The following is a 24,779-nucleotide window of genomic DNA, read 5'->3' on the forward strand; positions in this document are numbered from 1 at the left end:
AGTGTGAAAGGGACGACAATTTTTGTTATTTTTTGTGAGATTACGCAATGCCCGTCCAGGAAACAGGCGTACAGTCAGTACCGGACTTATCGTGCGGCAGAATTTCCAGTATAATAGCCGCCTTTTTTCATTCAGTTGTGACATTCAGCTAAAGCTGCGACTTCGTCACCTGCGAGACAGGTGACAATCCGCCTGCGGCAAAGTTAAGGGATATCTCATGCGTACAGAATATTGCGGACAGCTACGTCTGTCCCACGAGGGGCAGCAGGTGACTCTGTGTGGTTGGGTCAACCGTCGTCGTGATCTTGGTAGCCTGATCTTTATCGATATGCGCGACCGCGAAGGTATCGTGCAGGTATTTTTCGATCCGGACCGTGCGGATGCGTTAAAGCTGGCCTCCGAACTGCGTAATGAGTTCTGTATCCAGGTTACGGGCACCGTGCGTGCGCGTGACGCGAAAAACGTCAACGCCGATATGGCGACTGGCGAAATTGAAGTGCTGGCCTCCGATCTGACCATCATCAACCGTTCAGACTCGCTGCCGCTGGACTCTAACCACGTAAACACCGAAGAAGCGCGACTGAAGTATCGCTACCTGGATCTGCGTCGCCCTGAAATGGCGCAGCGCCTGAAAACGCGTGCCAAAATTACCAGCCTGGTGCGTCGTTTTATGGACGATCACGGCTTCCTCGACATCGAAACTCCGATGCTGACCAAAGCTACGCCGGAAGGCGCGCGCGATTACCTGGTTCCTTCTCGTGTTCATAAAGGTAAGTTCTACGCGCTGCCGCAGTCTCCTCAGCTGTTTAAACAGCTGCTGATGATGTCCGGTTTTGACCGCTACTATCAGATCGTAAAATGCTTCCGTGATGAAGACTTACGTGCTGACCGTCAGCCTGAATTTACTCAGATCGATGTTGAGACTTCCTTCATGACCGCGCCGCAGGTGCGTGAAGTGATGGAAGCGCTGGTGCGTAACCTGTGGCTGGAAGTTAAAGGTGTGGATCTGGGTGATTTCCCGATCATGACCTTTGCCGAAGCCGAGCGTCGTTACGGTTCTGATAAACCAGACCTGCGTAACCCGATGGAACTGGTTGACGTTGCCGATCTGGTGAAAGGCGTTGAGTTCGCCGTGTTCTCTGGTCCGGCGAACGATGCGAAAGGCCGCGTGGCTGCCCTGCGTGTACCGGGCGGTGCGAGCTTAAGCCGTAAGCAGATCGACGATTACGGTAACTTTATTAAGATTTACGGCGCGAAAGGTCTGGCTTACATCAAAGTCACCGAGCGTGCGAAAGGCCTGGAAGGCATCACCAGCCCGGTTGCTAAGTTCCTGAACGCAGAAATCGTAGATGCGATTCTGGAGCGTACTGGTGCGCAAGACGGCGACATGATTTTCTTCGGTGCCGACAACAAGAAAGTGGTTGCCGACGCGATGGGTGCGCTGCGTCTGAAACTGGGCAAAGACCTGAACATTACCGACGAAGCCAAATGGGCGCCGCTGTGGGTTATCGACTTCCCGATGTTTGAAGACGATGGTGAAGGCGGTCTGACCGCGATGCACCACCCGTTCACCGCGCCAAAAGACATGACTGCCGCTGAGCTGAAAGCTGCGCCGGAAGACGCGGTTGCCAACGCGTACGATATGGTCATCAACGGCTATGAAGTGGGCGGTGGTTCCGTGCGTATTCACAACGGTGATATGCAGCAGACGGTATTCGGCATTCTGGGCATTAACGAGCAAGAACAGCGCGAGAAGTTCGGCTTCCTGCTGGATGCGCTAAAATACGGTACACCGCCGCATGCGGGCCTGGCGTTTGGTCTGGATCGCTTAACTATGCTGCTGACCGGTACTGACAACATTCGTGACGTTATTGCCTTCCCGAAAACTACGGCTGCAGCGTGTCTGATGACTGAAGCGCCAAGCTTTGCCAACGAAGCCGCGCTGGCGGAACTGAGCATTCAGGTTGTTAAGAAGGCTGAGAATAACTGATATGAGATACAAACAGCCTGTCTCGGTGTTAGTCGTGATTTATGCAAAGGACACCGGGAGAGTGCTGATGTTACAGCGACGCGACGATCCTGATTTCTGGCAGTCGGTCACCGGCAGCCTTGAAGAGGGTGAAACCGCGTCGCAAGCCGCGATGCGCGAAGTAAAGGAAGAGGTCGCCATTGATGTTGCGACTGAGCAACTGACCTTAATTGACTGTCAGCGCACGGTGGAATTTGAGATTTTTAGCCATTTACGTCATCGCTATGCGCCGGGAATTGAGCGTAATACTGAATCCTGGTTTTGCCTGGCACTTCCCTCTGAACGAGAGATCGTGTTCACCGAACATCTGACCTACCGTTGGGTTAATGCGCACGAAGCCGCGCAGTTAACCAAGTCGTGGAGTAACCGGCAGGCGATTGAAGAGTTTGTAATTAACGTCGCCTGAGAAGGCGCGCTTTTTGGAGAGATTATTTATGGCAGGTCATAGTAAATGGGCCAACACCAGACATCGTAAAGCAGCGCAGGATGCTAAACGCGGTAAAATTTTCACCAAAATCATTCGTGAGCTGGTGACGGCAGCCAAACTGGGCGGCGGCGATCCGGATGCTAACCCACGTCTGCGCGCCGCGGTTGATAAAGCGCTGGCAAATAACATGACCCGTGACACCCTGAACCGTGCAATCGCGCGTGGTGTTGGTGGCGACGATGATGCGAACATGGAAACCATCATCTATGAAGGTTACGGTCCTGGCGGAACAGCCGTTATGATTGAGTGTCTGTCTGACAACCGTAACCGTACCGTTGCGGAAGTGCGTCACGCATTCACTAAAACGGGCGGCAACCTCGGTACCGACGGTTCCGTAGCTTACCTGTTCAGCAAAAAAGGCGTGATCTCTTTTGAACAAGGCGACGAAGACGCCATTATGGAAGCGGCACTGGAAGCGGGCGCTGAAGACGTTGTGACCTTCGACGACGGCGCGATTGACGTTTACACCGCGTGGGAAGAGATGGGCAAAGTGCGTGATGCGCTGGAAGCGGCTGGTCTGAAAGCGGACGCGGCTGAAGTGTCTATGATCCCCTCCACCAAAGCGGATATGGATGCAGAAACGGCACCGAAGCTGATGCGTCTGATCGATATGCTGGAAGACTGCGACGACGTGCAGGAAGTTTACCACAACGGCGAAATCTCCGATGAGGTTGCTGCAACGCTCGAATGATGTGGTTAAGCCATAAACTAACAGGAGATGCGTGATGTCTATCATTCTCGGCATTGACCCGGGGTCGCGCATCACCGGTTATGGCGTAATCCGTCAGGTCGGCAGACAGCTGACCTACCTCGGTAGCGGCTGCATTCGCACCAAAGTCGACGATCTTCCATCACGTCTGAAGTTGATTTATGCGGGCGTGACGGAAATCATCACCCAGTTCCAGCCCGACTATTTTGCCATTGAGCAGGTCTTTATGGCGAAGAATGCCGACTCGGCGCTAAAGTTGGGGCAGGCGCGCGGCGTGGCAATCGTTGCGGCTACCAATCAGGATCTTCCGGTCTTTGAATACGCGGCCCGCCAGGTAAAACAGACCGTGGTGGGTATCGGCAGCGCGGAAAAAAGCCAGGTTCAGCATATGGTACGCACGCTGCTAAAACTCCCGGCAAATCCGCAGGCGGATGCCGCGGATGCGCTGGCGATTGCTATTACCCATTGCCACGTCAGCCAGAACGCCATGCAAATGAGCGAGTCGCGGCTGAATCTGGCGCGAGGTCGGTTACGTTAGTGACAAATGAGGCTGGATATCTATCCAGCCTTTTTTTATGATAGCGCATTACCTTTTAGCCCTTAACGCAGGAGCGTCACGTGATAGGCAGACTCAGAGGCATCATTCTTGAAAAACAACCCCCGCTGGTCCTTCTGGAAACCGGCGGAGTAGGCTATGAAGTCCATATGCCGATGACCTGTTTCTACGAGTTGCCGGAAGCCGGGCAGGAAGCGATTATCTTCACCCATTTTGTGGTACGTGAAGACGCTCAACTACTATATGGTTTTAACAACAAACAAGAACGCACGCTGTTTAAAGAGTTAATCAAAACCAATGGCGTCGGGCCGAAGCTGGCGCTGGCGATCCTCTCCGGTATGTCTGCACAGCAGTTCGTTAATGCCGTTGAGCGCGAAGAGCTTGGCGCGCTGGTGAAATTACCGGGCATAGGTAAGAAAACCGCAGAGCGTTTGATTGTGGAAATGAAAGACCGCTTTAAAGGCCTGCATGGCGATCTCTTCACGCCGGCGGCGGATCTGGTCCTGACCTCTCCGGCCAGTCCTGCAACGGATGACGCCGAGCAGGAAGCGGTTGCTGCGCTGGTGGCGTTAGGCTATAAACCACAGGAAGCCAGCCGCATGGTGAGCAAAATTGCTCGCCCTGATGCCAGCAGTGAAACCCTGATTCGTGAAGCGCTTCGCGCGGCATTGTGAGGTAAAGGATGATTGAAGCAGATCGCCTGATTTCGGCTGTCAGCACGACCCCTGAAGATCTGGTGGATCGCGCGATCCGCCCCAAATTGCTGGAAGAGTATATTGGCCAGCCTCAGGTGCGTTCGCAAATGGAGATTTTTATCCAGGCGGCGAAGCTGCGCGGTGAAGCCCTCGATCACCTGCTGATTTTCGGTCCTCCAGGTCTCGGTAAAACCACGCTTGCCAATATTGTTGCCAATGAAATGGGCGTTAATCTGCGCACCACTTCCGGTCCGGTACTGGAAAAAGCGGGCGATCTGGCGGCAATGCTCACCAACCTTGAACCGCACGATGTGCTGTTTATCGATGAAATCCATCGCCTGTCACCGGTGGTGGAAGAGGTGCTGTATCCGGCGATGGAAGATTATCAGCTGGATATCATGATTGGCGAAGGACCAGCCGCACGTTCGATTAAGATCGATCTGCCGCCGTTTACCCTGATCGGGGCGACGACGCGCGCCGGTTCGTTAACGTCTCCGCTGCGTGACCGCTTCGGTATTGTACAGCGCCTGGAATTCTATCAGGTGGCAGACCTGCAGCACATTGTTGGACGCAGCGCCCGCTTTATGGGACTGGAAATGAGCGATGAAGGCGCATTGGAAGTGGCACGCCGCGCCCGTGGTACGCCGCGTATCGCCAACCGTTTATTACGCCGGGTGCGCGACTTCTCCGAAGTGAAGCATGACGGCACAATTTCAGCAGATATTGCCGCTCAGGCACTGGATATGCTCAATGTGGATGCGGAAGGATTCGATTATATGGACCGTAAGCTGCTGCTGGCGGTTATCGATAAATTCTTCGGCGGACCGGTAGGACTGGATAACCTGGCGGCGGCGATTGGGGAAGAGCGTGAAACCATTGAGGACGTGCTGGAGCCGTATCTGATTCAGCAAGGTTTTCTGCAGCGAACTCCGCGCGGACGTATGGCAACGGTGCGGGCGTGGAACCACTTTGGCATTACACCGCCGGAAATGCCATAAGATCCAATAATCCCTAATGGCGCTACGCCTGGCAGGCCTACGATATGATGCAGGCCTGACAGGCGTAAAACAGATTACTTCAGTTCATCAACCATGGTGACGGCGCGACCAATGTAATTGGCCGGCGTCATTGCTTTCAGGCGTGTTTTCTCGTCTTCAGGCAGCGCCAGACCGTCGATAAACTGCTTCATACCTTCGGCGTCAACGCGTTTGCCGCGGGTCAGTTCCTTCAGCTTCTCGTATGGCTTTTCAATGCCATAGCGACGCATCACGGTCTGGATCGGCTCTGCCAGCACTTCCCAGTTATGATCCAGTTCATCCAGCAGATGATCGCGGTTCACTTCCAGTTTGCTCACACCTTTCAGCGTGGACTGATAAGCGATCAGCGCATAGCCAATCCCCACGCCCAGGTTACGCAGAACGGTAGAGTCCGTCAGATCGCGCTGCCAGCGGGAGACCGGCAGTTTGCTCGCCAGATGCTGCAGAACCGCGTTAGACAGGCCCAGGTTACCCTCGGAGTTTTCGAAATCGATTGGGTTCACCTTGTGCGGCATGGTGGAGGAACCAATTTCACCCGCGATGGTTTTCTGTTTGAAATGGTTCAGCGCCACGTAACCCCAGACATCGCGGTCGAAGTCGATCAGGATAGTGTTGAAACGGGCGATGCAATCAAACAGCTCGGCAATGTAGTCGTGCGGCTCAATCTGCGTGGTGTACGGGTTCCACTGGATGCCCAGCGAGGTGACAAATTCTTCGCTGAACTGATGCCAGTCCACTTCCGGATAAGCGGCGATGTGGGCGTTATAGTTACCGACTGCACCGTTGATTTTGCCGAGAATTTCGACCTGATTGAGCTGGCGGTACTGACGCTCCATACGGTAAGCCACGTTAGCCATTTCTTTGCCCAGCGTAGACGGGGTGGCTGGCTGACCGTGGGTACGGGAGAGCAGAGGAATATCGCGATACTGTACGGACAAATCTTTCACCGCGTCGATAAGCTTGCGCCAGTACGGCAGAACTACTTCGTCACGGGCGGTTTTCAGCATCAGCGCGTGAGACAGGTTGTTGATGTCTTCTGAGGTACACGCGAAGTGGATGAACTCGGAAACAGCGTGCAGTTCCGGGATATCCGCCACTTTCTCTTTCAGGAAATACTCAACTGCCTTCACGTCATGGTTGGTCGTACGCTCAATGGTTTTGATACGCGCAGCATCTTCTTCATTGAAGTTAGCGACAATCGCATCAAGGAAACCGATTGCGTCGGCAGCAAAAGCAGGAACTTCCTTGATCGCTGCGTGCGCGGCCAGTTTTTGCAGCCAGCGTACTTCAACTTGTACACGGAATTTCAGCAAACCGTATTCGCTGAAAATCCCGCGCAGCGCGCTGACTTTATCGCCGTAGCGTCCATCGACAGGGGAAACGGCGGTCAGTGAGGATAATTCCATAGATCACAACTCCGGGGTTAAATGAGCAAGAATTTGTTTAGCCTGAGTCGTCAGGCGATTACGAGAAAACATGAGTTGCAGACGGCCTCCACCAACCTGATGCCAGAGCACGGCAGCGCGAATGCCAGCCAGCAGGGAAGCGCGTACTTTAGCCTGAACCTGTGGGCTCTGAAGGATGGCCGGGGAGCCCGTAACCTGAATACGTGGGCCGAGTGGGCTGATGACGTCAACATAAATGCCTGCCATCGCACTCATCAACGTTTCTGACTGCAAATCAAAATGGTCCAGTTGGCGCTGCAAGCCGTTGATGCGGTCTCCCAGCGTGTCCATAGCGCCTTTAGCGGCTGACAGCTTACGCTCCAGCACCATCAGGCTTAACGTGTAGCGGGTGAGTTCCGCGTTCAGCCCCTGACGACTGCTGGCGTTGAGCACGCCGAGCATCGTTTCCAGACCTAAACGCAGGTTGGCCTCGCTACCGCCAAACACGCCCAGCGTAGAGCTGGGATTCATGTCGATGACACTGTTCAGTGAAACGTGCAATGCATCGGCATCACAATGCCCCTGGTGCGCCAGTTCCTGCACCAGGCGTGCCGACTGACAAATGCCTGCCAGAGCGAGGGTGATGTCATAATAATTCTTTGCCACGTTCACTGCTTCCTTGTATTAGATGTGTAAGTAATTATACAGGCAGAGGCAATCGTTGTTCGATAATGCCGCCGCCGAGGCACACTTCGCCATTGTAAAAGACAGCCGACTGACCCGGCGTTACCGCCGCGACTGGCTCGTCGAAAATGACTTCAATACGCTCAGCATCCAGCGCCTTAACGGTGCACGGAATGTCGGTCTGACGATAGCGGGTTTTCACCGTGCAGCGCATTGTGCCGGTGAACGGTTCGCGATCGACCCAGTGCAGCTGTTGCGCCACCAGGCCAACGGACATCAGACGCGGGTGTTCATGACCCTGAGCAACAACCAGAATGTTGTTCTCGACATCTTTATCCACCACGTACCACGGATCTTCAGTGCCTTCTTTCGTCCCGCCAATGCCCAGACCTTTACGCTGACCCAGCGTGTGGTACATCAGCCCCTGATGTTGGCCAATCTCTTCGCCATCAACGGTGATGATTTTGCCAGGCTGAGCCGGCAGGTAACGACCGAGAAACTCGCGGAACTTACGTTCGCCGATGAAGCAGATACCGGTTGAGTCTTTTTTCTTGGCCGTAATCAGACCGAGATCTTCGGCAATTTTACGCACCTGCGGTTTTTCCAGTTCGCCGACCGGGAACAGGCTTTGCGCGATTTGTTCATGACCGAGCGTGTAGAGGAAATAGCTCTGGTCTTTATTGCCATCGAGTCCACGCAGCAGGCGGCTTTTGCCGTCGACGTCGGCGCGGCGCACGTAGTGACCAGTGGCGATATAATCGGCACCTAAATCTTCGGCGGCAAACTCGAGGAAGGCTTTAAACTTGATTTCTTTATTGCACAGAATATCGGGGTTTGGCGTACGGCCCGCTTTGTACTCTTCAAGGAACAGTTCAAAGACGTTGTCCCAGTATTCTGCGGCAAAGTTGACGGTATGCAGTTCAATGCCGAGTTTGTCACAGACAGCCTGCGCATCTGCAAGATCGGCGGCCGCTGTGCAATATTCCTCGCCATCGTCCTCTTCCCAGTTCTTCATGAACAGGCCTTCTACCTGATAACCCTGTTGTTGCAACAGCCAGGCAGAAACGGAGGAATCGACACCGCCGGACATGCCGACGATCACTTTTTTTGGGCTTTCAGACATAGGAATACTCACGACATTGAACTTCAAGGCGGCATATTCTAGCACGCAGCCCCTTACTTGACACCCTCTGTAAACGGCCAGTTAAATTCGCCGATCATCGCCAGCGGGTAGCGCTGTCCGCTCTGATAGCAACGAATACTTTCCGCAACCAACGGCGAACGCAGATTTGGCGCTGAGAGAACCTCTTCTGCGCTGACCCAGCGACAGCAATCTATATCGCTGTCATGAGGTTCAGTAGCGCACATATTGGCAAGCTCGATAGAAAACAGAAAACGTAAAAATGGCGTTTTGTCCGGCGCAATCCATTGATGCATCCGGATGAAGTGCTGCGGCTGCGCTTTGATGCCCGTCTCTTCCCACAGTTCGCGAGCGGCGGCTTGCACCAGGGTTTCATCCGCTTCCAGATGTCCTGCAGGTTGATTCCACAGGGCTTTGCCATTGATTGTTTCCTCAACGACTAAGAACTTATCTTCTGCATGCACAATGCAGGCGACCGTGACGTGCGGTTTGAACATACCTGTTCCTTATTCAGTTAGTTGCATCCCGCCATTGACCGTTGGCGAGATTTTCCAGCGTGTAATCTCCCATGGCATAGCGGATGAGGCGCAGCGTCGGGAATCCAACATGCGCTGTCATACGACGAACCTGGCGGTTGCGGCCTTCATATAAAGTAACTTTCAGCCAACTGGTGGGGATATTTTTCCGTTCCCGAATAGGCGGGTTTCTCGGCCACAGCCAGGTGGGTTCCTCTACTATTTCAATACCTGCGGGCAGCGTGGGACCATCATTGAGCGTCACCCCGGTACGCAGCGCATCCAGCGCTTCTGCTGTCGGCTCGCCTTCGATCTGGACGTAATAGATTTTCCCCGTGCGCTTGCCGGGTTGCGTTAACCGCGCCTGCAGCGCGCCGTCATTGGTCAGCACCAAAAGTCCTTCGCTGTCCCGGTCGAGTCGGCCCGCAGCATAGATTCCCGGCACGGGAATAAAATCTTTTAACGTGCTTCTGCCCGCCTCGTCAGTAAATTGTGGCAAAACATCGTAGGGTTTATTGAACAAAACCACGCGTTTTGGTTGGTTTTCTTTACGCTGTTTGGTGACTTGTCGTGAGCTGAATCGCTCAACCCGGTGATTTCTAAAAGAAGTTTTTTGCATGGTATTTTCAGATTATATCAATTGCCGCATTATAGCCTAAGAACGAGTGTCTTTCATGGCGACGAACATTAGGGTAGTATTGACATGCTCATTACAAAACATTAACAAAAATTGCTCTAACGCATTCGTGCAGCAGGACGCAAACGCACATGCAGCGCGATGACAGACGAGCAGAACCAGAAGCGCTCGAAGGAGAGGTGAATGGAAAGCAAAGTAGTTGTTCCGGCGGAAGGTAAGAAGATCACCCTGCAAAACGGCAAACTCAACGTTCCTGAAAATCCGATTATCCCGTTCATTGAAGGCGACGGTATCGGCGTTGATGTAACCCCACCGATGATCAAAGTTGTCGATGCTGCTGTCGAGAAAGCCTATAAAGGCGAGCGTAAAATCTCTTGGATGGAAATCTTCACCGGCGAGAAATCCACTCAGGTTTATGGCCAGGACGTCTGGCTGCCTGCTGAAACCCTTGATCTGATTCGTGAATATCGTGTTGCCATCAAAGGCCCACTGACCACCCCAGTTGGCGGCGGTATTCGCTCTCTGAACGTTGCCCTGCGTCAGGAACTTGACCTGTATGTCTGCCTGCGCCCGGTGCGTTATTACCAGGGCACGCCTAGCCCGGTTAAGCACCCTGAACTGACCGACATGGTCATCTTCCGTGAAAACTCCGAAGATATCTACGCAGGTATCGAATGGAAAGCGGACTCTGCAGATGCCGAGAAAGTGATTAAATTCCTGCGCGAAGAAATGGGCGTGAAGAAAATCCGCTTCCCGGAGCATTGCGGTATTGGTATCAAACCGTGTTCTGAAGAAGGGACTAAACGTCTGGTTCGTGCGGCGATCGAATACGCCATCGCTAACGATCGTGATTCTGTTACCCTGGTACACAAAGGTAACATCATGAAATTCACCGAAGGCGCGTTCAAAGACTGGGGCTACCAGTTAGCGCGTGAAGAATTCGGTGGTGAACTGATCGACGGCGGTCCTTGGGTGAAAATCAAGAACCCGAAAACCGGTAAAGAGATCGTGGTTAAGGATGTTATCGCCGATGCGTTCCTGCAACAGATCCTGCTGCGTCCGGCTGAATATGATGTGATTGCCTGTATGAACCTGAACGGCGACTACATCTCCGATGCGCTGGCCGCACAGGTTGGTGGTATTGGTATCGCGCCGGGCGCGAACATCGGCGACGAATGTGCGCTGTTCGAAGCAACCCACGGTACTGCACCGAAGTATGCAGGTCAGGATAAAGTGAACCCAGGTTCCATTATTCTGTCCGCTGAAATGATGCTGCGCCACATGGGTTGGGTTGAAGCGGCTGACCTGATCGTTAAAGGTATGGAAGGCGCGATTAACGCGAAAACCGTAACCTATGACTTCGAACGTCTGATGGACGGCGCTAAGCTGCTGAAATGTAGCGAGTTTGGTGACGCGATCATCGAAAACATGTAACCCAGATTCTGGGTTGTGTGAAAACGGGAACCGAGAGGTTCCCGTTTTTTTATGCCTGAACTCGCGGTTGCGTAATACGTAAACCACTCACAATTGCTGCCAGCGAGGCCAGAATGCCAGCGGCTATCAGCGAGACGTGCGTTCCACTGTCGCCAAACTGGTTTAGCATCAGCGCGACCAGTGCGGCCCCGGTACTCTGACCCAGCAAGCGCGCCGTCCCCAGCATACCGCTCGCCCCACCGCTGCGTTCACGCGGCGCGGAGGTGATGATGGTGTGATTATTTGGGGACTGGAACAAGCCAAAGCCCGCGCCGCACAGAATCATCGGCCAGATGATATTAAAATCGGAGGGGGAAACGGGCAGCAGCACCAGCGAAAACAACCCGCTGGCCATCAACGCCATGCCCAGTGCGCCCAACAGCCCGGCGTGAACGCGTTCAATCAGATATCCCGCCAGCGGTGCCATCACCATGGTTGCCAGCGGCCATGGCGTCAACAGCAGGCCTGTTTCGACCTCGCTGCGTCCGAGCACCGTTTGCATAAAGAAGGGCAGGGAAACCAATGCCAGCATTTGTGCGCAGAATGAACATATCGAGGTACAAATCGAGAGTGAAAACAGTGGAATGCGTAACAGGTCAACCGGCAGTAACGGCACCTCCAGCGCGAGCTGGCGTCGGATAAAGAAAAAACCCACCACCATAAGCGCCACAAGCTCGGCACCAATCAGTTTTAGCGACTGTCCTTGTGCAAAGCCGCTGAGCGCCGTAATTAACAAGCCAAACGTTAAGGCATTCATTACCGCACTGGGCAGGTCAAAGCGTGGTTTAGTGCCGCGGGACGCATTGGCTGGCAAAAAACGCATCGCCAGCAACAGGGCAACTATTCCCAGCGGGACGTTAATCAGAAACAGCCATTTCCAGGAGGCAATAGAAAGAATTGCTGCGGCAATGGTCGGACCCGCAGCCGAGGAGACTGCGACGATAAAAGAGTTAATCCCCATCCCCCGCCCAAGCTGACGCTGGGGATAAATAAGTCGGATCAATGCCGTATTCACGCTCATTAGCGCCGCACCGCCAAAACCCTGGGCGACGCGAGCCAGCGTCAGCATGTGCAACGAATCTGACAAGGCACAAAATAGCGATGCAAGCAGGAACACGACCAGGCCACACTTATAAATGCGCCGGTAACCGAACATATCGCCTAAAAAAGAGAGGGACAGGAGCGAAACGACGATCGCGATTTGATAGGCGTTCACAATCCAGATTGAGCTGGCAGGTGAGGCCTGAAGATCGGCGGCGATAGTTGGCAGGGCCACGTTCGCTATTGCACCGTCGAGTACTGCCATAGAAATGCCAATAACAATGGTTAAAATTGCGCCATATCGCTGGGGCAATGGCAGACCATCGGCCTGAATTTTTTCCATAGAAAGTCGATATTTGTGGAATTTATGATGAGAGTAATAATTTTAGCATTGATATTCAGGTGTTAGGTCGCAGATTTGTAACTAAGTGAGCAAAGAGCGATTGCGAGGGTTGGTACGTGAAATTATAATAAAAACCGGTTCTGATTTTTATAAAACACTCGAAAGGGGTGATAAATGGCAATCGCAGATCTGGATAAGCAACCCGATTCTGTATCTTCCGTGCTGAAAGTTTTTGGCATTCTGCAGGCGCTGGGTGAAGAGCGCGAAATTGGTATTACCGAGTTGTCGCAACGCGTCATGATGTCGAAAAGCACCGTTTATCGTTTTTTGCAGACCATGAAAACGCTGGGTTATGTGGCACAGGAAGGGGAGTCTGAGAAATACTCACTGACCCTGAAATTATTCGAGCTGGGCGCGCGCGCGTTGCAAAACGTCGATCTTATCCGTAGCGCTGACATTCAGATGCGCGAACTTTCGCGCCTGACCAAAGAGACTGTACACCTCGGTGCGCTGGATGAAGACAGCATCGTCTACATTCACAAAATCGACTCTATGTACAATCTGCGCATGTATTCCCGCGTTGGTCGTCGTAATCCGCTGTACAGTACAGCTATCGGTAAAGTTCTGCTGGCATGGCGTGACCGCGATGAAGTGAAGCAGATTCTGGATGGCATTGAGTACAAACGCAGCACCGATCGTACCATTACGAATACTGATGAATTACTGCTACTGCTGGATAAAGTACGTGAGCAGGGTTACGGCGAAGATAACGAAGAACAGGAAGAAGGCCTGCGCTGCATCGGCGTACCGGTGTTTGACCGTTTCGGCGTGGTTATTGCGGGGTTGAGTATTTCATTCCCAACGCTGCGTTTCTCAGAAGAGCGTTTACACGAGTATGTGGCAATGCTGCATACGGCAGCGCGCAAGATTTCAGAACAAATGGGCTATAACGACTATCCGTTCTAATCTGACGTAATCGCGAATGTAAAAAACCCCAGGTATTTTGTACCTGGGGTTTTTTATGAACAGTCATAACGTTACCTGGCGTAAATAACGTATCGAATGTAATGTTGCATTATTAGCCGTTATCGATAATGACCGTGCTTTTCCTTAACAGGGGACAATCCGACAGGCCAATGATACCGCTACTGGTGTGGACGTACTGTGCCGTGCTGGTTCCACGGGCAGTCAGATATTGGCATTGCAGACCCAGACCGGCAGCATTCTCCTTACTTCCAATCAAAATTCCATAGCCGCTCAATAATAAACCGATCCAAACCAGAGCTAACAACACAATAGCGCGGATAATCAGACGCATTACAACCTCTTATCTTTTCTCATTGTTATTAGATTAGCCTGTACACGGTATGAAACAAGTCAATCATTCCTAAAAAGATTGAATGCCTATACAGTTAACTCTGGGTTTAGGTAACGCATGATAATTTATAGACATAAGATGTGGAGTTGAAGAGTGGAGCTGGAGTGAAAAAAATTCGCTGGGTAGTGCTGATTGTTGTTGTACTGGTATGCATACTGATGTGGGCGCAGGTGTTCAACATCATGTGCGATCAGGACGTACAATTTTTCAGCGGTATTTGTGCCTTCAATAAATTTATTCCCTGGTAAGCGCATTTTCGCAACAGTTGATTACCTTCTTGTGCGGCAGTGGTAAACTACGCTGTCTACATTGAGGTGGTAAAATGAACGAAGTTTTGAATTCTGGCGCGTTGAGTTTTGCGCCTTTAGCGGTATCGGTGGTGGTTCTGATTGTTGGGCTTGTTCTTTGGTTTTTTATCAATCGGGCAAGTTCGCGTACTAACGAGCAGATTGAGCTGCTTGAGGCATTGTTAGATCAGCAAAAAAGACAGAACGCTTTGTTACGTCGCCTTTGCGAAGCTAACGAACCCGAGAAAGCAGCAGAGCCTACTGCACTGCCCATTAAGGATGAAGACGATGACATCATCCGCCTGGTAGCTGAGCGGTAAAAAAGGTATGGCAGGATGAGGAACGGCTGTTGTTGTTCTCAGTTGCTTCATCCTGTCGTCAGCGCGTCAGATTATTTTCTTCTGTCCCCGTCGTGTAATTGGCGGCCGGGCAGTCATCTATTCTCAGTATTTTCAGATGCTCCGCCTAATTAATATCTTATCCCCAGTCTGATATAAATATAATCTTCCATACGTAAAAAATATGATTATGTCATTTTTGTGATAACGATCGTTTTATTAACAGCGAAACGTTTCTCTTACTTTTTTTGTGCCTTGTCATCATTCTTTCATTATTTTGGTGCAAAACCAGAAGGCGGATCTCATTTTTACGCTTGTGACATTTTATGCATTACTAAGCATAAAAAATGATATCTGGCAGAACCCGTAACAGATAACCTGGAACAACTGAAGCTATTGAGCTATGGTAGAAATATCCCGGCTATGGCGCAAGTCAGGCGGGGATAGGGGAGAGAGGCGAGAATATAATTCTACTCGATCTGGCGCATAACTGTGCAGTTGCTGTTTGATGGACGACGGGATTTGTGCGACCGATCGAGACACGTTTAAAAATGGCTTGCCATTATTAACGTTGTATGTGATAACACGTTTTGGGTTAAACGAGGTACAGTTCTGTTTATGTGTGGCATTTTCAGTAAAGAAGTCCTGAGTAAACACGTTGACGTTGAATACCGCTTCTCTGCCGAACCTTATATTAGTGCCTCAAGCAGTAATGTCTCAGTTTTATCTATGTTATGCCCGCGGGCGAAGAAAATACTCTAAGGAATTTTGCAAATGGCAAAGATTAAAGGTCAAGTTAAGTGGTTCAACGAGTCTAAAGGTTTTGGTTTCATTACTCCGGCTGATGGCAGCAAAGACGTGTTCGTACACTTCTCCGCTATCCAGGGTAACGGCTTCAAAACTCTGGCTGAAGGCCAGAACGTTGAGTTCGAAATTCAGGACGGCCAGAAAGGTCCGGCTGCTGTTAACGTAACAGCTATCTGATCGACACCACTGATTTGAAGCGCTTTTGCGCATCCATCTCAGATATAAAGCCTCGCTTATGCGGGGCTTTTTAATTCTAATTACGTCAAAATATTACTGAATGCCCATCCATTAGCGCTTTGTTGCAAAGGCGTGAGGTTCGTAGCATAGTTTTCCCCGCTTTCTTGCGGCATTTCCCGTTAAATCAGACACCTGAAAAACTATCTTGTTGGAGATCGGGTGAAAAAGAAAAACGACGGCGATGCGCGCAATTTTACTCCCGTACGTTTTGCCCTGCTTTGTGTGGCAATATTATTGAGCCTTGGATTGCTGCTGGGGCGGGTTGCGTGGTTGCAAATTGTCACGCCGACGAATCTGGTAAAACAGGAAGACATGCGTTCCTTACGCGAGGTGTCCATCGCTTCGCCACGCGGAATGATAACCGACAGAGAAGGGCGACCGCTGGCGGTAAGCGTTCCGGTTAACGCCGTCTGGGCCGATCCGAAGACGATTATCAGCAAGGGTGGTGTTGGCTATAACGAACGTTGGCAGGCGTTAGCGAAGACGCTGCATATTTCGCTCAGCACGCTGGCTGAACGCGTTAACAGCAATCCAGCCGGGCGGTTTATCTATCTGGCGCGCCAGATCTCTCCTCAGCAGGCAGAATGGGTCGATAAACTGGATCTGCCGGGAATCAACCTGCGTGAAGAGTCCCGCCGCTTTTATCCCGCCGGACATGTTGCGGCCAATCTGATTGGTTTCACCAACATTGACGGTCAGGGGATTGAAGGGCTGGAGAAAAGCTTCAATAGCCAGTTGATGGGCAAACCCGGCTCCCGCCTGGTACGGAAAGACAAATTTGGCCATGTCATCGAAAATATCACGGAAGTGATGCCGGTGCCGGCGCATGAATTACAGCTCAGCATTGATGAGCGTTTGCAGACGGTTACTGAAGACGCGCTGGACAATGCCGTGACATGGAATAAAGCGGAATCAGGGGCCGCAGTGCTGGTCAACATTGCCACCGGCGAAATACTCTCCATGGCAAGCTTTCCCGATTTCAATCCCAATAACCGTGATGGCGCGGTACTGGATGATTTTCGTAATCGTGCGATTAGCGATACCTTTGAACCCGGTTCAACCGTAAAACCACTGGTGATTATGACCGCTCTGCAGCAGGGGATAGTACAGCCTGACAGTGTGATTGATACTCATCCTTTTATTGTTGATGGGCATCGCATCCGCGACGTCGGATTTTACCCGGAGCTATCGCTGACCGGGATTTTGCAGAAATCGAGCGATACCGGCGTGTCACACCTTTCGCTGGCGATGCCGGTACAGAAATTACTGAATACCTATAAAAGCTTTGGCTTTGGCGATCCAACCGGACTGGGTTTAACCGGGGAAAGTCGCGGATTAATGCCTCAACGCCGCTACTGGAGCGATCTGGACCGGGCAACCTTCGCATTTGGTTATGGATTAATGGTGACGCCGCTCCAGCTGGCGCATGTATATGCCACCATCGGCAGTTTTGGTATCTATCGACCCCTTTCTATTACGCGTATCGATCCGCCGGTAATAGGTACGCGAGTGATGCCGGAGGCGTTGGTTCACCAGGTTGAACATATGATGGAAAGCGTCGCGCTACCCGGCGGCGGGGGAACCAAGGCCGCGGTCAGAGATTATCGCGTCGCGGTTAAGACCGGAACGGCAAAGAAAATTGGCGATGACGGCAAATATGTCGATAAATATGTGGCCTATACGGCGGGCGTTGCGCCAGCAAGCGACCCAAAGTTCGCGCTGGTTGTGGTTATAAATAACCCGCAAAACGGTGCTTATTATGGGGGGGCAGTCTCCGCGCCTGTATTCAGCCAGATAATGGGCGATGTCCTGCGTCTGGAAAACGTAAAGCCGGACGGTATGCCTCCCGGCTCCGATCATCTGCTGGTAATGCACGGCAGCAACGTATCCTCGCCGTCGCTGTAAGTTATTTTCCCAGGGCGCAATTCGCGTTACACTTGCGCCCTTAAGTCACCTGCCGGAGTTGTCATGTCGTTTTCCTGTCCTCTTTGCCACCAGCCTCTTACTCAAGCGAATAACAGTTTTGTCTGCCCTGGGCGGCACCAGTTTGACGTGGCGAAAGAAGGGTATGTCAACTTACTGCCGGTTCAGCACAAACGCTCGCGCGATCCGGGTGATAGCGCGGAGATGATGCAGGCGCGCCGGGCATTTCTCGATGCCGGACATTATCAGCCGCTGCGCGATGCAATTGTAGATGCGCTCACCCAGAGGTTGAGTTCAGAAGATGCGGCGATCCTGGATATTGGCTGTGGGGAAGGGTATTACACCCATGCGTTTGCTGATGCTCTGACGGGCTGTACAACCTTTGGTCTTGACGTCTCTAAAGTGGCGATTAAGGCCGCAGCCCGACGTTATCCGCAGGTGACCTTTTGCGTTGCCTCCAGCCATCGCCTGCCGTTTGCCGACGAGTCAATGGATGCCATCATCCGGATCTATGCTCCCTGTAAAGCGCCGGAGCTGGCTCGCGTGGTCAAACCGGGTGGCTGGGTTATTACCGCCACGCCGGGTCCGCGTCATTTAATGGAGCTGAAAGGGCTGATTTATGATGAGGTGCGTTTGCATGCGCCACACACTGAGCAACTGGACGGTTTTGTTCTGCAAGAGAGCCTTGCGCTGGGGTATCAGATGCAGCTCAAAGGTAGCGAGGCCGTTGCGTTACTGCAAATGACGCCGTTCGCCTGGCGGGCAAAGCCGGAAGTGTGGGAAACGTTAGCCGGAAAAACGACGTTTGACTGCCAGACAGACTTTAGTATTCATATCTGGCAGCGCCTGAATTAACCGTGGAAGTGTGCCCAGAGGATCTGGGCGCCAATACCTATCAGTACCACCCCGCCCAAAATTTCAGCTCGCTTGCCCAGCATCGGGCCAATGAAACGACCGATCATCATGCCGAGCGTGGACATAATCAACGTGGCACAGCCGATGGCCAGCGCTGTGGCAATAATGTTGACCTGCAGGAAAGCCAGACCCACCCCGACGGCCATTGCGTCGAGACTGGTTGCAATGGCGGTGGTGACCAGCAGCCAGAAGCCATGGCGGCGCTGTGGCTCTTCATCTTCATCCCTGTCGTCGCGAAAGCCTTCTATTATCATTCGTCCGCCTAAAAAGATCAGCAGAATGAAGGCGATCCAATGGTTCCACTCCAGTACAAATTTGCTGGCGAGCATACCCATGCCCCAGCCAATGAGCGGCGTAAGCGTTTCAACGGCGCCGAAAATAAGACCGGTGCGCAGTGCTTCAGAAAATTTGGGTTTATGCAGGGTGGCGCCTTTGCCAATTGATGCAGCGAAAGCATCCATCGACATGCCGAAAGCAAGAAGAACAGTAGCGGTGAGATTCATAACAGCGTCCTGACCGGGGTATCCATAAAACACATCACTGCCCCCAGTAACCATGCATACAGGCTGGAATCACTGTAAATACAGCGCCATTCAGGTATGCATTGCAGTTGATGTGCCTATGGTCTCGCCTGACTGAACCTGTAAGATCAGTCCGTACGCGCCACGTTTTTCAACGAGTATGTTGACACGTACATTTCCGGAGTCTGGAAATCGGCTACTCCCCAACGACGGGCGCAACCTTAACATATTTTGAGAATATAAAACAAGAAACGCAGAAATAATATTTGGCCTCTAATTGAAAACGATTTTCATTTAGATTTGTTTATAAATAAAACGTTAAAATAAATAACATTATGAGCGGTGGGATATAGCCTTAGCTATGTTTATTTTTGAATGGATATATAAAAAACATAGTTCAGGCTATATTTGTAACTTACTGATTTGAAATTAAAAGTTTATATATGTTTTCGAGATCGTCTATATTCCGTACGCGAATCAGTAATCTTCGATGTTCTAATTGCATCACCAGGACACCGTCTTCAGATAAATTCATCTCTTTAATCCGGTTATATTCAATCCAGACATTGGCGAAAAAAAAGCCTTTCTGTTTGAAGATGATTTTTGGCGTACGGATCCAAAACAGATACAGTCCCATCAATACCAGTGCACATAATAACCATGTAGTAAATTGCGCGCCGTGGCTGGTGATGTTGTTGTAGATAAGAATAGCAATCAAGCCAAGGAAGATAACGCTGTCGACTCTGCTACGAGGAAGCAGGGTGACAGACAACAAAGTGGGGCCATTACGGCGGGGCATGATGAACTGATCGTAAATGGCATACGCCAGCAGCGAAAAGATAAAAAGAACCAGCACCAGGTCCGTGATAGTCATGAATCCTCAACCCTCTAAATAGAAAAACCGGGGGCAAGCCCCCGGCGGTGTACAACAGTCTTACAGGCCGAGCAGTCCGACAGCGTAGCCCGCGATACCGATGACGAAGAAGCCAACGATGATCCACAGCGGGTTCACTTTTTTACGCAGCAGCCACATACAGGCGAAAGTTAACAGCAGAGGAACCAGACCCGGCATCAGCTGGTCAAGGATAGTCTGCACAGTGGTGACGCGAGTCTGACCATCCTGACCGGTGATGGTGGAAACCACCAGCGGGATGTTTACGTGCGTCCACTTGTTAACCAATGCCCCCATGACAAACAGGCCGAGGATTGACGCCCCCTCAGTCAGTTTCTGCAGGAAGCCGCCGCCCATATCTTTAACGATATCGATACCTTTACGGTAGCCGTATGCCACACCGTAGTAACGGGTTGCCAGACGAACCAGGTTAAACAGGATGAAGAACAGCAGTGGTCCAAGCAGACTGCCGCTCATCGCGATACCTGCGCCAAGTGCGGCGAATACCGGACGTACGGTACCCCAGAAGATCGGGTCGCCCACGCCTGCAAGCGGTCCCATCAGACCAACTTTGATACCGTTGATGGCACCATCGTCAATCTCTGCGCCGTTTGCACGCTGCTCTTCCATCGCCAGCGTAACGCCCAATACGGGGGCCGCTACGTACGGATGGGTATTAAAGAATTCCAGGTGACGCTTAATAGCCTGCTTACGTGCGTCGTTGTTTTCCGGGTACAAGCGGCGGATAGCCGGCACCATGGAGAAACAGAAACCCAGCGCCTGCATACGTTCGAAGTTCCAGGAACCCTGAAACAGGTTAGAACGAAGGAACACGCCACGAATGTCACTCGGAGTGAGTTTTTTCTCGGTGGTAGTTTTAGTCATATCAACCATTTCGCTCACCTGCTAGTCCAGTTCGTTATCGAGATCATTATTGCCAGCCGCAGCAGCAGGTGCACCGGCTACGCGGTTATATTTCGGGCTCAGCTGAATGTAGAGGATAGCCATTACTGCGCCAATCACACCCAGAGCAACCAGGTTGAAGTTAGTAAATGCCGCGGTGACGAAGCCGAGGTAGAAGAATGGCATCAGGTAGCCTGCGCGCATCATGTTGATGACCATCGCATAACCAACCACTACGATCATACCCCCTGCGATGTTCAGACCGCCGGTCACAACTTCCGGAATGGCATTAAGCATGCTCTGAACTTCACTGGTACCAACAGAAATCGCCACGATTACCGCCGGGATAGCGATACGCATAGCCTGCAGGAACAGGGAGGATACGTGCAGCCAGGAGATCGCCGTTAGGTTACCGTTTTCTGCCGCCTTATCCGCTGCGTGCTGGAATGCTACGGTGATAGTACGAACGATGATGGTCAGTACCTGGCCTGCTGCTGCCAGTGGGATAGCCAGCGCGATACCTGCACCAATGCTTTGGTGACCCGCGATAACCAGAACGGTAGAGATAATTGAGGCCAATGCGGCATCAGGTGCAACCGCAGCACCGATGTTCATCCAGCCCAGGGCGATCATTTCCAGGGTACCACCGATGATGATACCGGTTTTCATATCACCGAGAACGGCACCAATCAGCGTACAGGCCACCAACGGACGGTGGAACTGAAATTCATCGAGTACCGACTCCATACCCGCGATACATGCGACGATGAACACCAGCACAATCTGAAGAGTGGTAATCTCCATTGTACTTCTCCTATTGCTATACAGACTTAAGTGTGAAAACTAAGTAAATGCCAGGGCGTTATTTCACCTTGGCAATCAAATCCATCATTTTCAGTTTCTGATCGGTAGAAACCTTACGAGCCTCGAGCTCAATACCGCGTTCGTTGAGTTTCTTGAAGGCTTCGATGTCTTTTTCATCGACAGAAATTGCGTTGTTTACCTGCGTTTTACCCTGACGGAAAGCCATACCGCCAATGTTTACAGAGGTAATTTTCACACCACCTTCAACGATACGTTCTACGTCGGTCGGGTTGGTAAACAACAGCATCACACGCTCACCTGCATATTTCGGGTTGTTGTAGACGCGGATCATTTTCGCGACATCAACCACATGCGCCGTCACACCCGGAGGTGCAACCTGGGTCAGCAGCGTTTTACGCACGGTATCGGCGGCAACTTCATCACTGACGACGATAATGCGTGTTACGTTGGTTTCTTTGGTCCAGCGAGTTGCTACCTGACCATGGATTAAGCGGTCATCAATACGCGCCAGGCCGATCTGCATATAATCGTTCGGCCCCATCGGTTTGGCGGGAGCTGCTGCTTTTGGCGCCGCGACTGGGGCTGGAGCGGCTTTCTCCACCGGTTTTGCTTTCAGCGCTTTCACGCCTTCGCTACCGGTTTCAACGGCCAGTGCTACTAATTCATCGAAGCTGGGGTTGTCATCACGCGCCATGAAGGTTTCAACCAGCATGGGAATGTTCACACCGGCGATGACTTCGTAATGCTCTTTATCGACGACAATGCGGCTCGCAGCGTTAAACGGGCTGCCTCCCCATGTGTCAACGAGAAACAGCACGCCTTTACTGGTATCGAGTTTTGCCAACTGAGCGTTGTACTTTTCAATCAGCGTTTCGGCATTTTCGCCTGGAACGAAATCGATCCAGCCGACGTTTTCCTGCTCGCCTAACAGCATTTCTGCTGTCTTAAGTAACTGCTCTGCAGCCCAACCATGTGTGCCTATTACAATAGCAATGGTCACTTGCTACCTCCTTTATTATCGTTAACACATCAACGTGAAGATGTATTTGAATCGTCGTCCGCAATCGAATCGATTCAGATAAGGGTTACAAAGAAAAACCTATGATTTTCGTGAATTATTTTAGATATCGAAAAAAATATTTTATGTGATGAAGATCCGTAATTTAACTTCCGATAAAAAGAAATTTCGAAGGGTAAAATATCTCCGAAACAACTTATTGCAAAGGAAGGTAAATCTTTGCTAAAAAACGGTTGTCTCTGTTATGTTTAGCATCGGTTTAATTACTCAGGAGTATAGGGCAGTAGCTCACCATATGGATCGTCACCGACGTCATTTCACTATCAGGCCGTATCAAGCCTGTCAGATTGGCACTTTTTGCCACAAATTTTCTCTGCATATCGCTTCAACGCCTGAGATCCTCAGCGCGCAGTTTGGTCATTCCTTAAGCAGGAGCTTGTCATGGAATTATTAATGGACCCGCAGATTTGGGTGGGTTTGCTCACGCTTGTCGTTCTCGAAATTGTTCTGGGTATTGATAACCTGGTCTTCATTGCGATCCTGGCTGATAAGCTGCCGCCAAAACAGCGAGATAAAGCGCGTTTAATCGGTTTGTCACTGGCACTGGTTATGCGCCTGGGCTTGTTGTCCGTGATTTCGTGGATGGTGACGCTAACTAAGCCGCTATTTACGGTAATGGACTACTCGTTCTCGGGGCGCGATCTGATCATGCTGCTGGGGGGGATTTTCCTCTTGTTCAAGGCCACGACAGAGCTGCATGAGCGGCTGGAAAACCGTGAACATGATACCGGCCAGGCAAAAGGGTATGCGAGTTTTTGGGTTGTTGTGACGCAGATTGTCATACTCGACGCGGTGTTCTCGCTGGATGCCGTTATTACGGCGGTCGGTATGGTCAACCATCTGCCAGTGATGATGGCGGCGGTCGTGATTGCTATGGCCGTGATGCTGCTGGCTTCTAAGCCGCTGACACGATTTGTGAACCAACATCCGACGGTGGTGGTGCTGTGTCTGAGCTTCCTGTTAATGATCGGTCTGAGCCTGGTTGCCGAAGGGTTTGGCTTCCATATTCCGAAAGGCTATCTGTATGCGGCGATTGGCTTCTCAATCATCATTGAGTTGTTTAACCAGATTGCCCGTCGGAACTTTATTCGCCACCAGTCGACGCTGCCGCTGCGTGCGCGCACTGCCGATGCAATCCTGCGTCTGATGGGGGGTAAAAGTCAGGCCAGCGCGCAGATGGAATCCGACAACCCAGTGCCGGTTCCCGTCCCGGAAGGCGCATTTGTGGAAGAAGAACGCTATATGATCAACGGCGTCCTTTCTCTGGCGTCGCGTTCATTACGCGGCATTATGACGCCTCGTGGCGAAATTAGCTGGGTTGATGCAGACCTGAGCGTGGAGGAAATTCGCGAGCAATTGCTCTCGTCACCACACAGCCTGTTCCCGGTGTGTCGTGGCGAACTGGATGAAATCATCGGTATTGTGCGTGCTAAAGAGCTGCTGGTCGCGCTGGAAGACGGTGTGGATGTGGCGGCCATTGCCTCTGCGTCTCCGGCTATTATTGTCCCGGAAACGCTGGATCCTATCAATCTGTTAGGTGTTCTGCGACGCGCTCGCGGCAGCTTTGTTATCGTCACTAACGAGTTTGGTGTAGTCCAGGGTCTGGTCACGCCGTTGGACGTATTAGAAGCTATTGCCGGTGAATTCCCGGATGCTGATGAAACGCCTGAAATTATTGCTGATGCAGGCGGTTGGTTGGTGAAAGGTGGTACCGATCTGCATGCGTTGCAACAGGCGCTGGACGTGGATACGTTAGTGAATGAAGATGAAGACATCGCCACGGTGGCAGGTTTAGTCATTGCCGCTAACGGCCATATTCCACGCGTAGGTGATGTTATCGATGTTGCACCGTTGAGCATTACGATTGTCGAAGCCAATGACTATCGTGTGGATTTAGTTCGCATTGTTAAAGAACAACCCGCTCACGACGAAGACGAGTAAGC

At 51.7% G+C, this 24,779-nt stretch carries 27 protein-coding genes; 15 read left to right on the plus strand and 12 right to left on the minus strand.

Going from position 1 to position 24,779, the window contains the following annotated elements; genetic code table 11:
• Nucleotides 1-217 precede the first annotated feature (217 nt).
• The 6 genes from aspS to ruvB all read left to right on the plus strand — a co-directional run bounded on the left by aspS (nt 218) and on the right by ruvB (nt 5,474).
• Complete coding sequence (gene aspS / locus HV237_RS10390) at nt 218-1,990, plus strand: aspartate--tRNA ligase (RefSeq protein WP_016153415.1); 1,773 nt, start codon at nt 218-220, stop codon at nt 1,988-1,990.
• A 1-nt stretch (nt 1,991) separates the two neighbouring features.
• Nucleotides 1,992-2,435, plus strand: coding sequence for a dihydroneopterin triphosphate diphosphatase (gene nudB, locus HV237_RS10395; protein ID WP_016153414.1), 444 nt, complete (start codon nt 1,992-1,994; stop codon nt 2,433-2,435).
• Nucleotides 2,436-2,463: 28 nt separating this feature from the next.
• Complete coding sequence (locus HV237_RS10400; protein ID WP_016153413.1) at nt 2,464-3,207, plus strand: YebC/PmpR family DNA-binding transcriptional regulator; 744 nt, start codon at nt 2,464-2,466, stop codon at nt 3,205-3,207.
• Nucleotides 3,208-3,241: 34 nt separating this feature from the next.
• Nucleotides 3,242-3,763 carry a crossover junction endodeoxyribonuclease RuvC gene (gene ruvC, locus HV237_RS10405; RefSeq protein WP_003034867.1) on the plus strand — a complete coding sequence of 174 codons (522 nt, stop codon included), beginning with the start codon at nt 3,242-3,244 and terminating at the stop codon, nt 3,761-3,763.
• Between the two features lie 80 nt (nt 3,764-3,843).
• Nucleotides 3,844-4,455, plus strand: a complete 612-nt coding sequence (ruvA, locus tag HV237_RS10410; RefSeq protein WP_016153412.1) for a Holliday junction branch migration protein RuvA — start codon at nt 3,844-3,846, stop codon at nt 4,453-4,455.
• Between the two features lie 8 nt (nt 4,456-4,463).
• A complete protein-coding gene (gene ruvB, locus HV237_RS10415; RefSeq protein ID WP_016153411.1) occupies nt 4,464-5,474 on the plus strand; it encodes a Holliday junction branch migration DNA helicase RuvB in 1,011 nt (336 codons plus the stop codon).
• A 74-nt stretch (nt 5,475-5,548) separates the two neighbouring features.
• On the opposite strand, the gene purB is transcribed toward ruvB, so the two are convergent.
• From purB to rluE, 5 genes are read right to left on the minus strand one after another with little or no spacing between them, the layout of a single operon-like run.
• Nucleotides 5,549-6,919 (minus strand): adenylosuccinate lyase, encoded by a 1,371-nt coding sequence (gene purB / locus HV237_RS10420; RefSeq protein ID WP_016153410.1) that lies wholly within the window; start codon nt 6,917-6,919, stop codon nt 5,549-5,551.
• Between the two features lie 3 nt (nt 6,920-6,922).
• Nucleotides 6,923-7,564 (minus strand): high frequency lysogenization protein HflD, encoded by a 642-nt coding sequence (gene hflD, locus HV237_RS10425; protein ID WP_016153409.1) that lies wholly within the window; start codon nt 7,562-7,564, stop codon nt 6,923-6,925.
• Between the two features lie 34 nt (nt 7,565-7,598).
• Nucleotides 7,599-8,705, minus strand: coding sequence for a tRNA 2-thiouridine(34) synthase MnmA (gene mnmA, locus HV237_RS10430; RefSeq protein WP_003832402.1), 1,107 nt, complete (start codon nt 8,703-8,705; stop codon nt 7,599-7,601).
• 53 nt (nt 8,706-8,758) lie between these two features.
• Nucleotides 8,759-9,220: an NUDIX hydrolase gene (locus tag HV237_RS10435; RefSeq protein ID WP_016153407.1), complete on the minus strand. Its 462-nt coding sequence runs from the start codon at nt 9,218-9,220 to the stop codon at nt 8,759-8,761.
• Nucleotides 9,221-9,233: 13 nt separating this feature from the next.
• The gene (rluE, locus tag HV237_RS10440) at nt 9,234-9,857 is read right to left on the minus strand and encodes a 23S rRNA pseudouridine(2457) synthase RluE (RefSeq protein ID WP_047358300.1); all 624 of its coding nucleotides are present in this window, start codon (nt 9,855-9,857) and stop codon (nt 9,234-9,236) included.
• A gap of 201 nt (nt 9,858-10,058) precedes the next feature.
• On the opposite strand from rluE, the gene icd reads away from it, so the two are divergent.
• On the plus strand, nt 10,059-11,309 hold the full coding sequence (icd, locus tag HV237_RS10445) for an NADP-dependent isocitrate dehydrogenase (protein ID WP_047358299.1): 1,251 nt from the start codon (nt 10,059-10,061) through the stop codon (nt 11,307-11,309).
• A gap of 49 nt (nt 11,310-11,358) precedes the next feature.
• Here the strand turns inward: icd and HV237_RS10450 are convergent, their stop codons facing one another.
• Nucleotides 11,359-12,732 carry an MFS transporter gene (locus HV237_RS10450; RefSeq protein WP_016153405.1) on the minus strand — a complete coding sequence of 458 codons (1,374 nt, stop codon included), beginning with the start codon at nt 12,730-12,732 and terminating at the stop codon, nt 11,359-11,361.
• A 174-nt stretch (nt 12,733-12,906) separates the two neighbouring features.
• On the opposite strand from HV237_RS10450, the gene kdgR reads away from it, so the two are divergent.
• Nucleotides 12,907-13,698: a DNA-binding transcriptional regulator KdgR gene (gene kdgR, locus HV237_RS10455; protein WP_016156798.1), complete on the plus strand. Its 792-nt coding sequence runs from the start codon at nt 12,907-12,909 to the stop codon at nt 13,696-13,698.
• Nucleotides 13,699-13,810: 112 nt separating this feature from the next.
• Here the strand turns inward: kdgR and HV237_RS10460 are convergent, their stop codons facing one another.
• Nucleotides 13,811-14,050 carry a YobH family protein gene (locus HV237_RS10460; protein WP_016153403.1) on the minus strand — a complete coding sequence of 80 codons (240 nt, stop codon included), beginning with the start codon at nt 14,048-14,050 and terminating at the stop codon, nt 13,811-13,813.
• 164 nt (nt 14,051-14,214) lie between these two features.
• Between HV237_RS10460 and mgrB the strand changes: the two genes are divergently transcribed.
• The 6 genes from mgrB (at nt 14,215) to rlmA (ending at nt 18,557) form a co-directional block, all read left to right on the plus strand.
• A complete protein-coding gene (gene mgrB, locus HV237_RS10465) occupies nt 14,215-14,358 on the plus strand; it encodes a PhoP/PhoQ regulator MgrB (protein ID WP_016153402.1) in 144 nt (47 codons plus the stop codon).
• Between the two features lie 74 nt (nt 14,359-14,432).
• On the plus strand, nt 14,433-14,717 hold the full coding sequence (locus tag HV237_RS10470) for a YebO family protein (protein ID WP_047358298.1): 285 nt from the start codon (nt 14,433-14,435) through the stop codon (nt 14,715-14,717).
• A gap of 636 nt (nt 14,718-15,353) precedes the next feature.
• Nucleotides 15,354-15,497, plus strand: coding sequence for a DUF2627 domain-containing protein (locus HV237_RS10475; protein WP_006684179.1), 144 nt, complete (start codon nt 15,354-15,356; stop codon nt 15,495-15,497).
• A 12-nt stretch (nt 15,498-15,509) separates the two neighbouring features.
• On the plus strand, nt 15,510-15,719 hold the full coding sequence (cspE, locus tag HV237_RS10480) for a transcription antiterminator/RNA stability regulator CspE (protein ID WP_001062678.1): 210 nt from the start codon (nt 15,510-15,512) through the stop codon (nt 15,717-15,719).
• Between the two features lie 219 nt (nt 15,720-15,938).
• Nucleotides 15,939-17,684, plus strand: a complete 1,746-nt coding sequence (gene ftsI / locus HV237_RS10485; RefSeq protein ID WP_016153400.1) for a peptidoglycan glycosyltransferase FtsI — start codon at nt 15,939-15,941, stop codon at nt 17,682-17,684.
• A gap of 63 nt (nt 17,685-17,747) precedes the next feature.
• Complete coding sequence (gene rlmA, locus HV237_RS10490) at nt 17,748-18,557, plus strand: 23S rRNA (guanine(745)-N(1))-methyltransferase (RefSeq protein ID WP_047358297.1); 810 nt, start codon at nt 17,748-17,750, stop codon at nt 18,555-18,557.
• On the opposite strand, the gene mntP is transcribed toward rlmA, so the two are convergent.
• The 5 genes from mntP to manX form a co-directional block, all read right to left on the minus strand.
• Nucleotides 18,554-19,120, minus strand: coding sequence for a manganese efflux pump MntP (mntP, locus tag HV237_RS10495; protein WP_047358296.1), 567 nt, complete (start codon nt 19,118-19,120; stop codon nt 18,554-18,556). The two genes, rlmA and mntP, sit on opposite strands and share 4 nt — an antisense overlap.
• A gap of 433 nt (nt 19,121-19,553) precedes the next feature.
• Nucleotides 19,554-20,012: a DUF986 family protein gene (locus HV237_RS10500; RefSeq protein WP_047358295.1), complete on the minus strand. Its 459-nt coding sequence runs from the start codon at nt 20,010-20,012 to the stop codon at nt 19,554-19,556.
• A gap of 60 nt (nt 20,013-20,072) precedes the next feature.
• Nucleotides 20,073-20,924: a PTS mannose transporter subunit IID gene (locus HV237_RS10505; RefSeq protein WP_016153396.1), complete on the minus strand. Its 852-nt coding sequence runs from the start codon at nt 20,922-20,924 to the stop codon at nt 20,073-20,075.
• A 12-nt stretch (nt 20,925-20,936) separates the two neighbouring features.
• On the minus strand, nt 20,937-21,737 hold the full coding sequence (gene manY, locus HV237_RS10510) for a PTS mannose transporter subunit IIC (protein WP_016153395.1): 801 nt from the start codon (nt 21,735-21,737) through the stop codon (nt 20,937-20,939).
• A gap of 58 nt (nt 21,738-21,795) precedes the next feature.
• Nucleotides 21,796-22,758 carry a PTS mannose transporter subunit IIAB gene (manX, locus tag HV237_RS10515; RefSeq protein ID WP_016153394.1) on the minus strand — a complete coding sequence of 321 codons (963 nt, stop codon included), beginning with the start codon at nt 22,756-22,758 and terminating at the stop codon, nt 21,796-21,798.
• Nucleotides 22,759-23,217: 459 nt separating this feature from the next.
• Here manX and yoaE point away from each other — a divergent pair, with 459 nt between their 5' ends.
• Nucleotides 23,218-24,777 carry a CNNM family cation transport protein YoaE gene (gene yoaE / locus HV237_RS10520; RefSeq protein WP_016153393.1) on the plus strand — a complete coding sequence of 520 codons (1,560 nt, stop codon included), beginning with the start codon at nt 23,218-23,220 and terminating at the stop codon, nt 24,775-24,777.
• The last annotated feature ends 2 nt before the right edge of the window (nt 24,778-24,779 follow it).

The sequence above is a fragment of the Citrobacter sp. RHBSTW-00570 genome, assembly GCF_013739755.1.
Classification (GTDB): domain Bacteria; phylum Pseudomonadota; class Gammaproteobacteria; order Enterobacterales; family Enterobacteriaceae; genus Citrobacter; species Citrobacter braakii.

What these genes read in the sequence shown, in the direction of transcription:
- kdgR (WP_016156798.1), top strand. Translation starts at nt 12,907, where the DNA reads ATGGCAATCGCAGATCTGGATAAGCAACCCGATTCTGTATCTTCCGTG.
- HV237_RS10435 (WP_016153407.1), bottom strand. Translation starts at nt 9,220, where the DNA reads ATGTTCAAACCGCACGTCACGGTCGCCTGCATTGTGCATGCAGAAGAT.
- rluE (WP_047358300.1), bottom strand. Translation starts at nt 9,857, where the DNA reads ATGCAAAAAACTTCTTTTAGAAATCACCGGGTTGAGCGATTCAGCTCA.
- HV237_RS10500 (WP_047358295.1), bottom strand. Translation starts at nt 20,012, where the DNA reads ATGACTATCACGGACCTGGTGCTGGTTCTTTTTATCTTTTCGCTGCTG.
- purB (WP_016153410.1), bottom strand. Translation starts at nt 6,919, where the DNA reads ATGGAATTATCCTCACTGACCGCCGTTTCCCCTGTCGATGGACGCTAC.
- HV237_RS10470 (WP_047358298.1), top strand. Translation starts at nt 14,433, where the DNA reads ATGAACGAAGTTTTGAATTCTGGCGCGTTGAGTTTTGCGCCTTTAGCG.
- yoaE (WP_016153393.1), top strand. Translation starts at nt 23,218, where the DNA reads ATGGAATTATTAATGGACCCGCAGATTTGGGTGGGTTTGCTCACGCTT.
- nudB (WP_016153414.1), top strand. Translation starts at nt 1,992, where the DNA reads ATGAGATACAAACAGCCTGTCTCGGTGTTAGTCGTGATTTATGCAAAG.
- HV237_RS10475 (WP_006684179.1), top strand. Translation starts at nt 15,354, where the DNA reads ATGTGTGGCATTTTCAGTAAAGAAGTCCTGAGTAAACACGTTGACGTT.
- cspE (WP_001062678.1), top strand. Translation starts at nt 15,510, where the DNA reads ATGGCAAAGATTAAAGGTCAAGTTAAGTGGTTCAACGAGTCTAAAGGT.
- aspS (WP_016153415.1), top strand. Translation starts at nt 218, where the DNA reads ATGCGTACAGAATATTGCGGACAGCTACGTCTGTCCCACGAGGGGCAG.
- ruvB (WP_016153411.1), top strand. Translation starts at nt 4,464, where the DNA reads ATGATTGAAGCAGATCGCCTGATTTCGGCTGTCAGCACGACCCCTGAA.
- manY (WP_016153395.1), bottom strand. Translation starts at nt 21,737, where the DNA reads ATGGAGATTACCACTCTTCAGATTGTGCTGGTGTTCATCGTCGCATGT.
- HV237_RS10450 (WP_016153405.1), bottom strand. Translation starts at nt 12,732, where the DNA reads ATGGAAAAAATTCAGGCCGATGGTCTGCCATTGCCCCAGCGATATGGC.
- ruvC (WP_003034867.1), top strand. Translation starts at nt 3,242, where the DNA reads ATGTCTATCATTCTCGGCATTGACCCGGGGTCGCGCATCACCGGTTAT.
- rlmA (WP_047358297.1), top strand. Translation starts at nt 17,748, where the DNA reads ATGTCGTTTTCCTGTCCTCTTTGCCACCAGCCTCTTACTCAAGCGAAT.
- HV237_RS10400 (WP_016153413.1), top strand. Translation starts at nt 2,464, where the DNA reads ATGGCAGGTCATAGTAAATGGGCCAACACCAGACATCGTAAAGCAGCG.
- HV237_RS10460 (WP_016153403.1), bottom strand. Translation starts at nt 14,050, where the DNA reads ATGCGTCTGATTATCCGCGCTATTGTGTTGTTAGCTCTGGTTTGGATC.
- mnmA (WP_003832402.1), bottom strand. Translation starts at nt 8,705, where the DNA reads ATGTCTGAAAGCCCAAAAAAAGTGATCGTCGGCATGTCCGGCGGTGTC.
- mntP (WP_047358296.1), bottom strand. Translation starts at nt 19,120, where the DNA reads ATGAATCTCACCGCTACTGTTCTTCTTGCTTTCGGCATGTCGATGGAT.
- icd (WP_047358299.1), top strand. Translation starts at nt 10,059, where the DNA reads ATGGAAAGCAAAGTAGTTGTTCCGGCGGAAGGTAAGAAGATCACCCTG.
- HV237_RS10505 (WP_016153396.1), bottom strand. Translation starts at nt 20,924, where the DNA reads ATGGTTGATATGACTAAAACTACCACCGAGAAAAAACTCACTCCGAGT.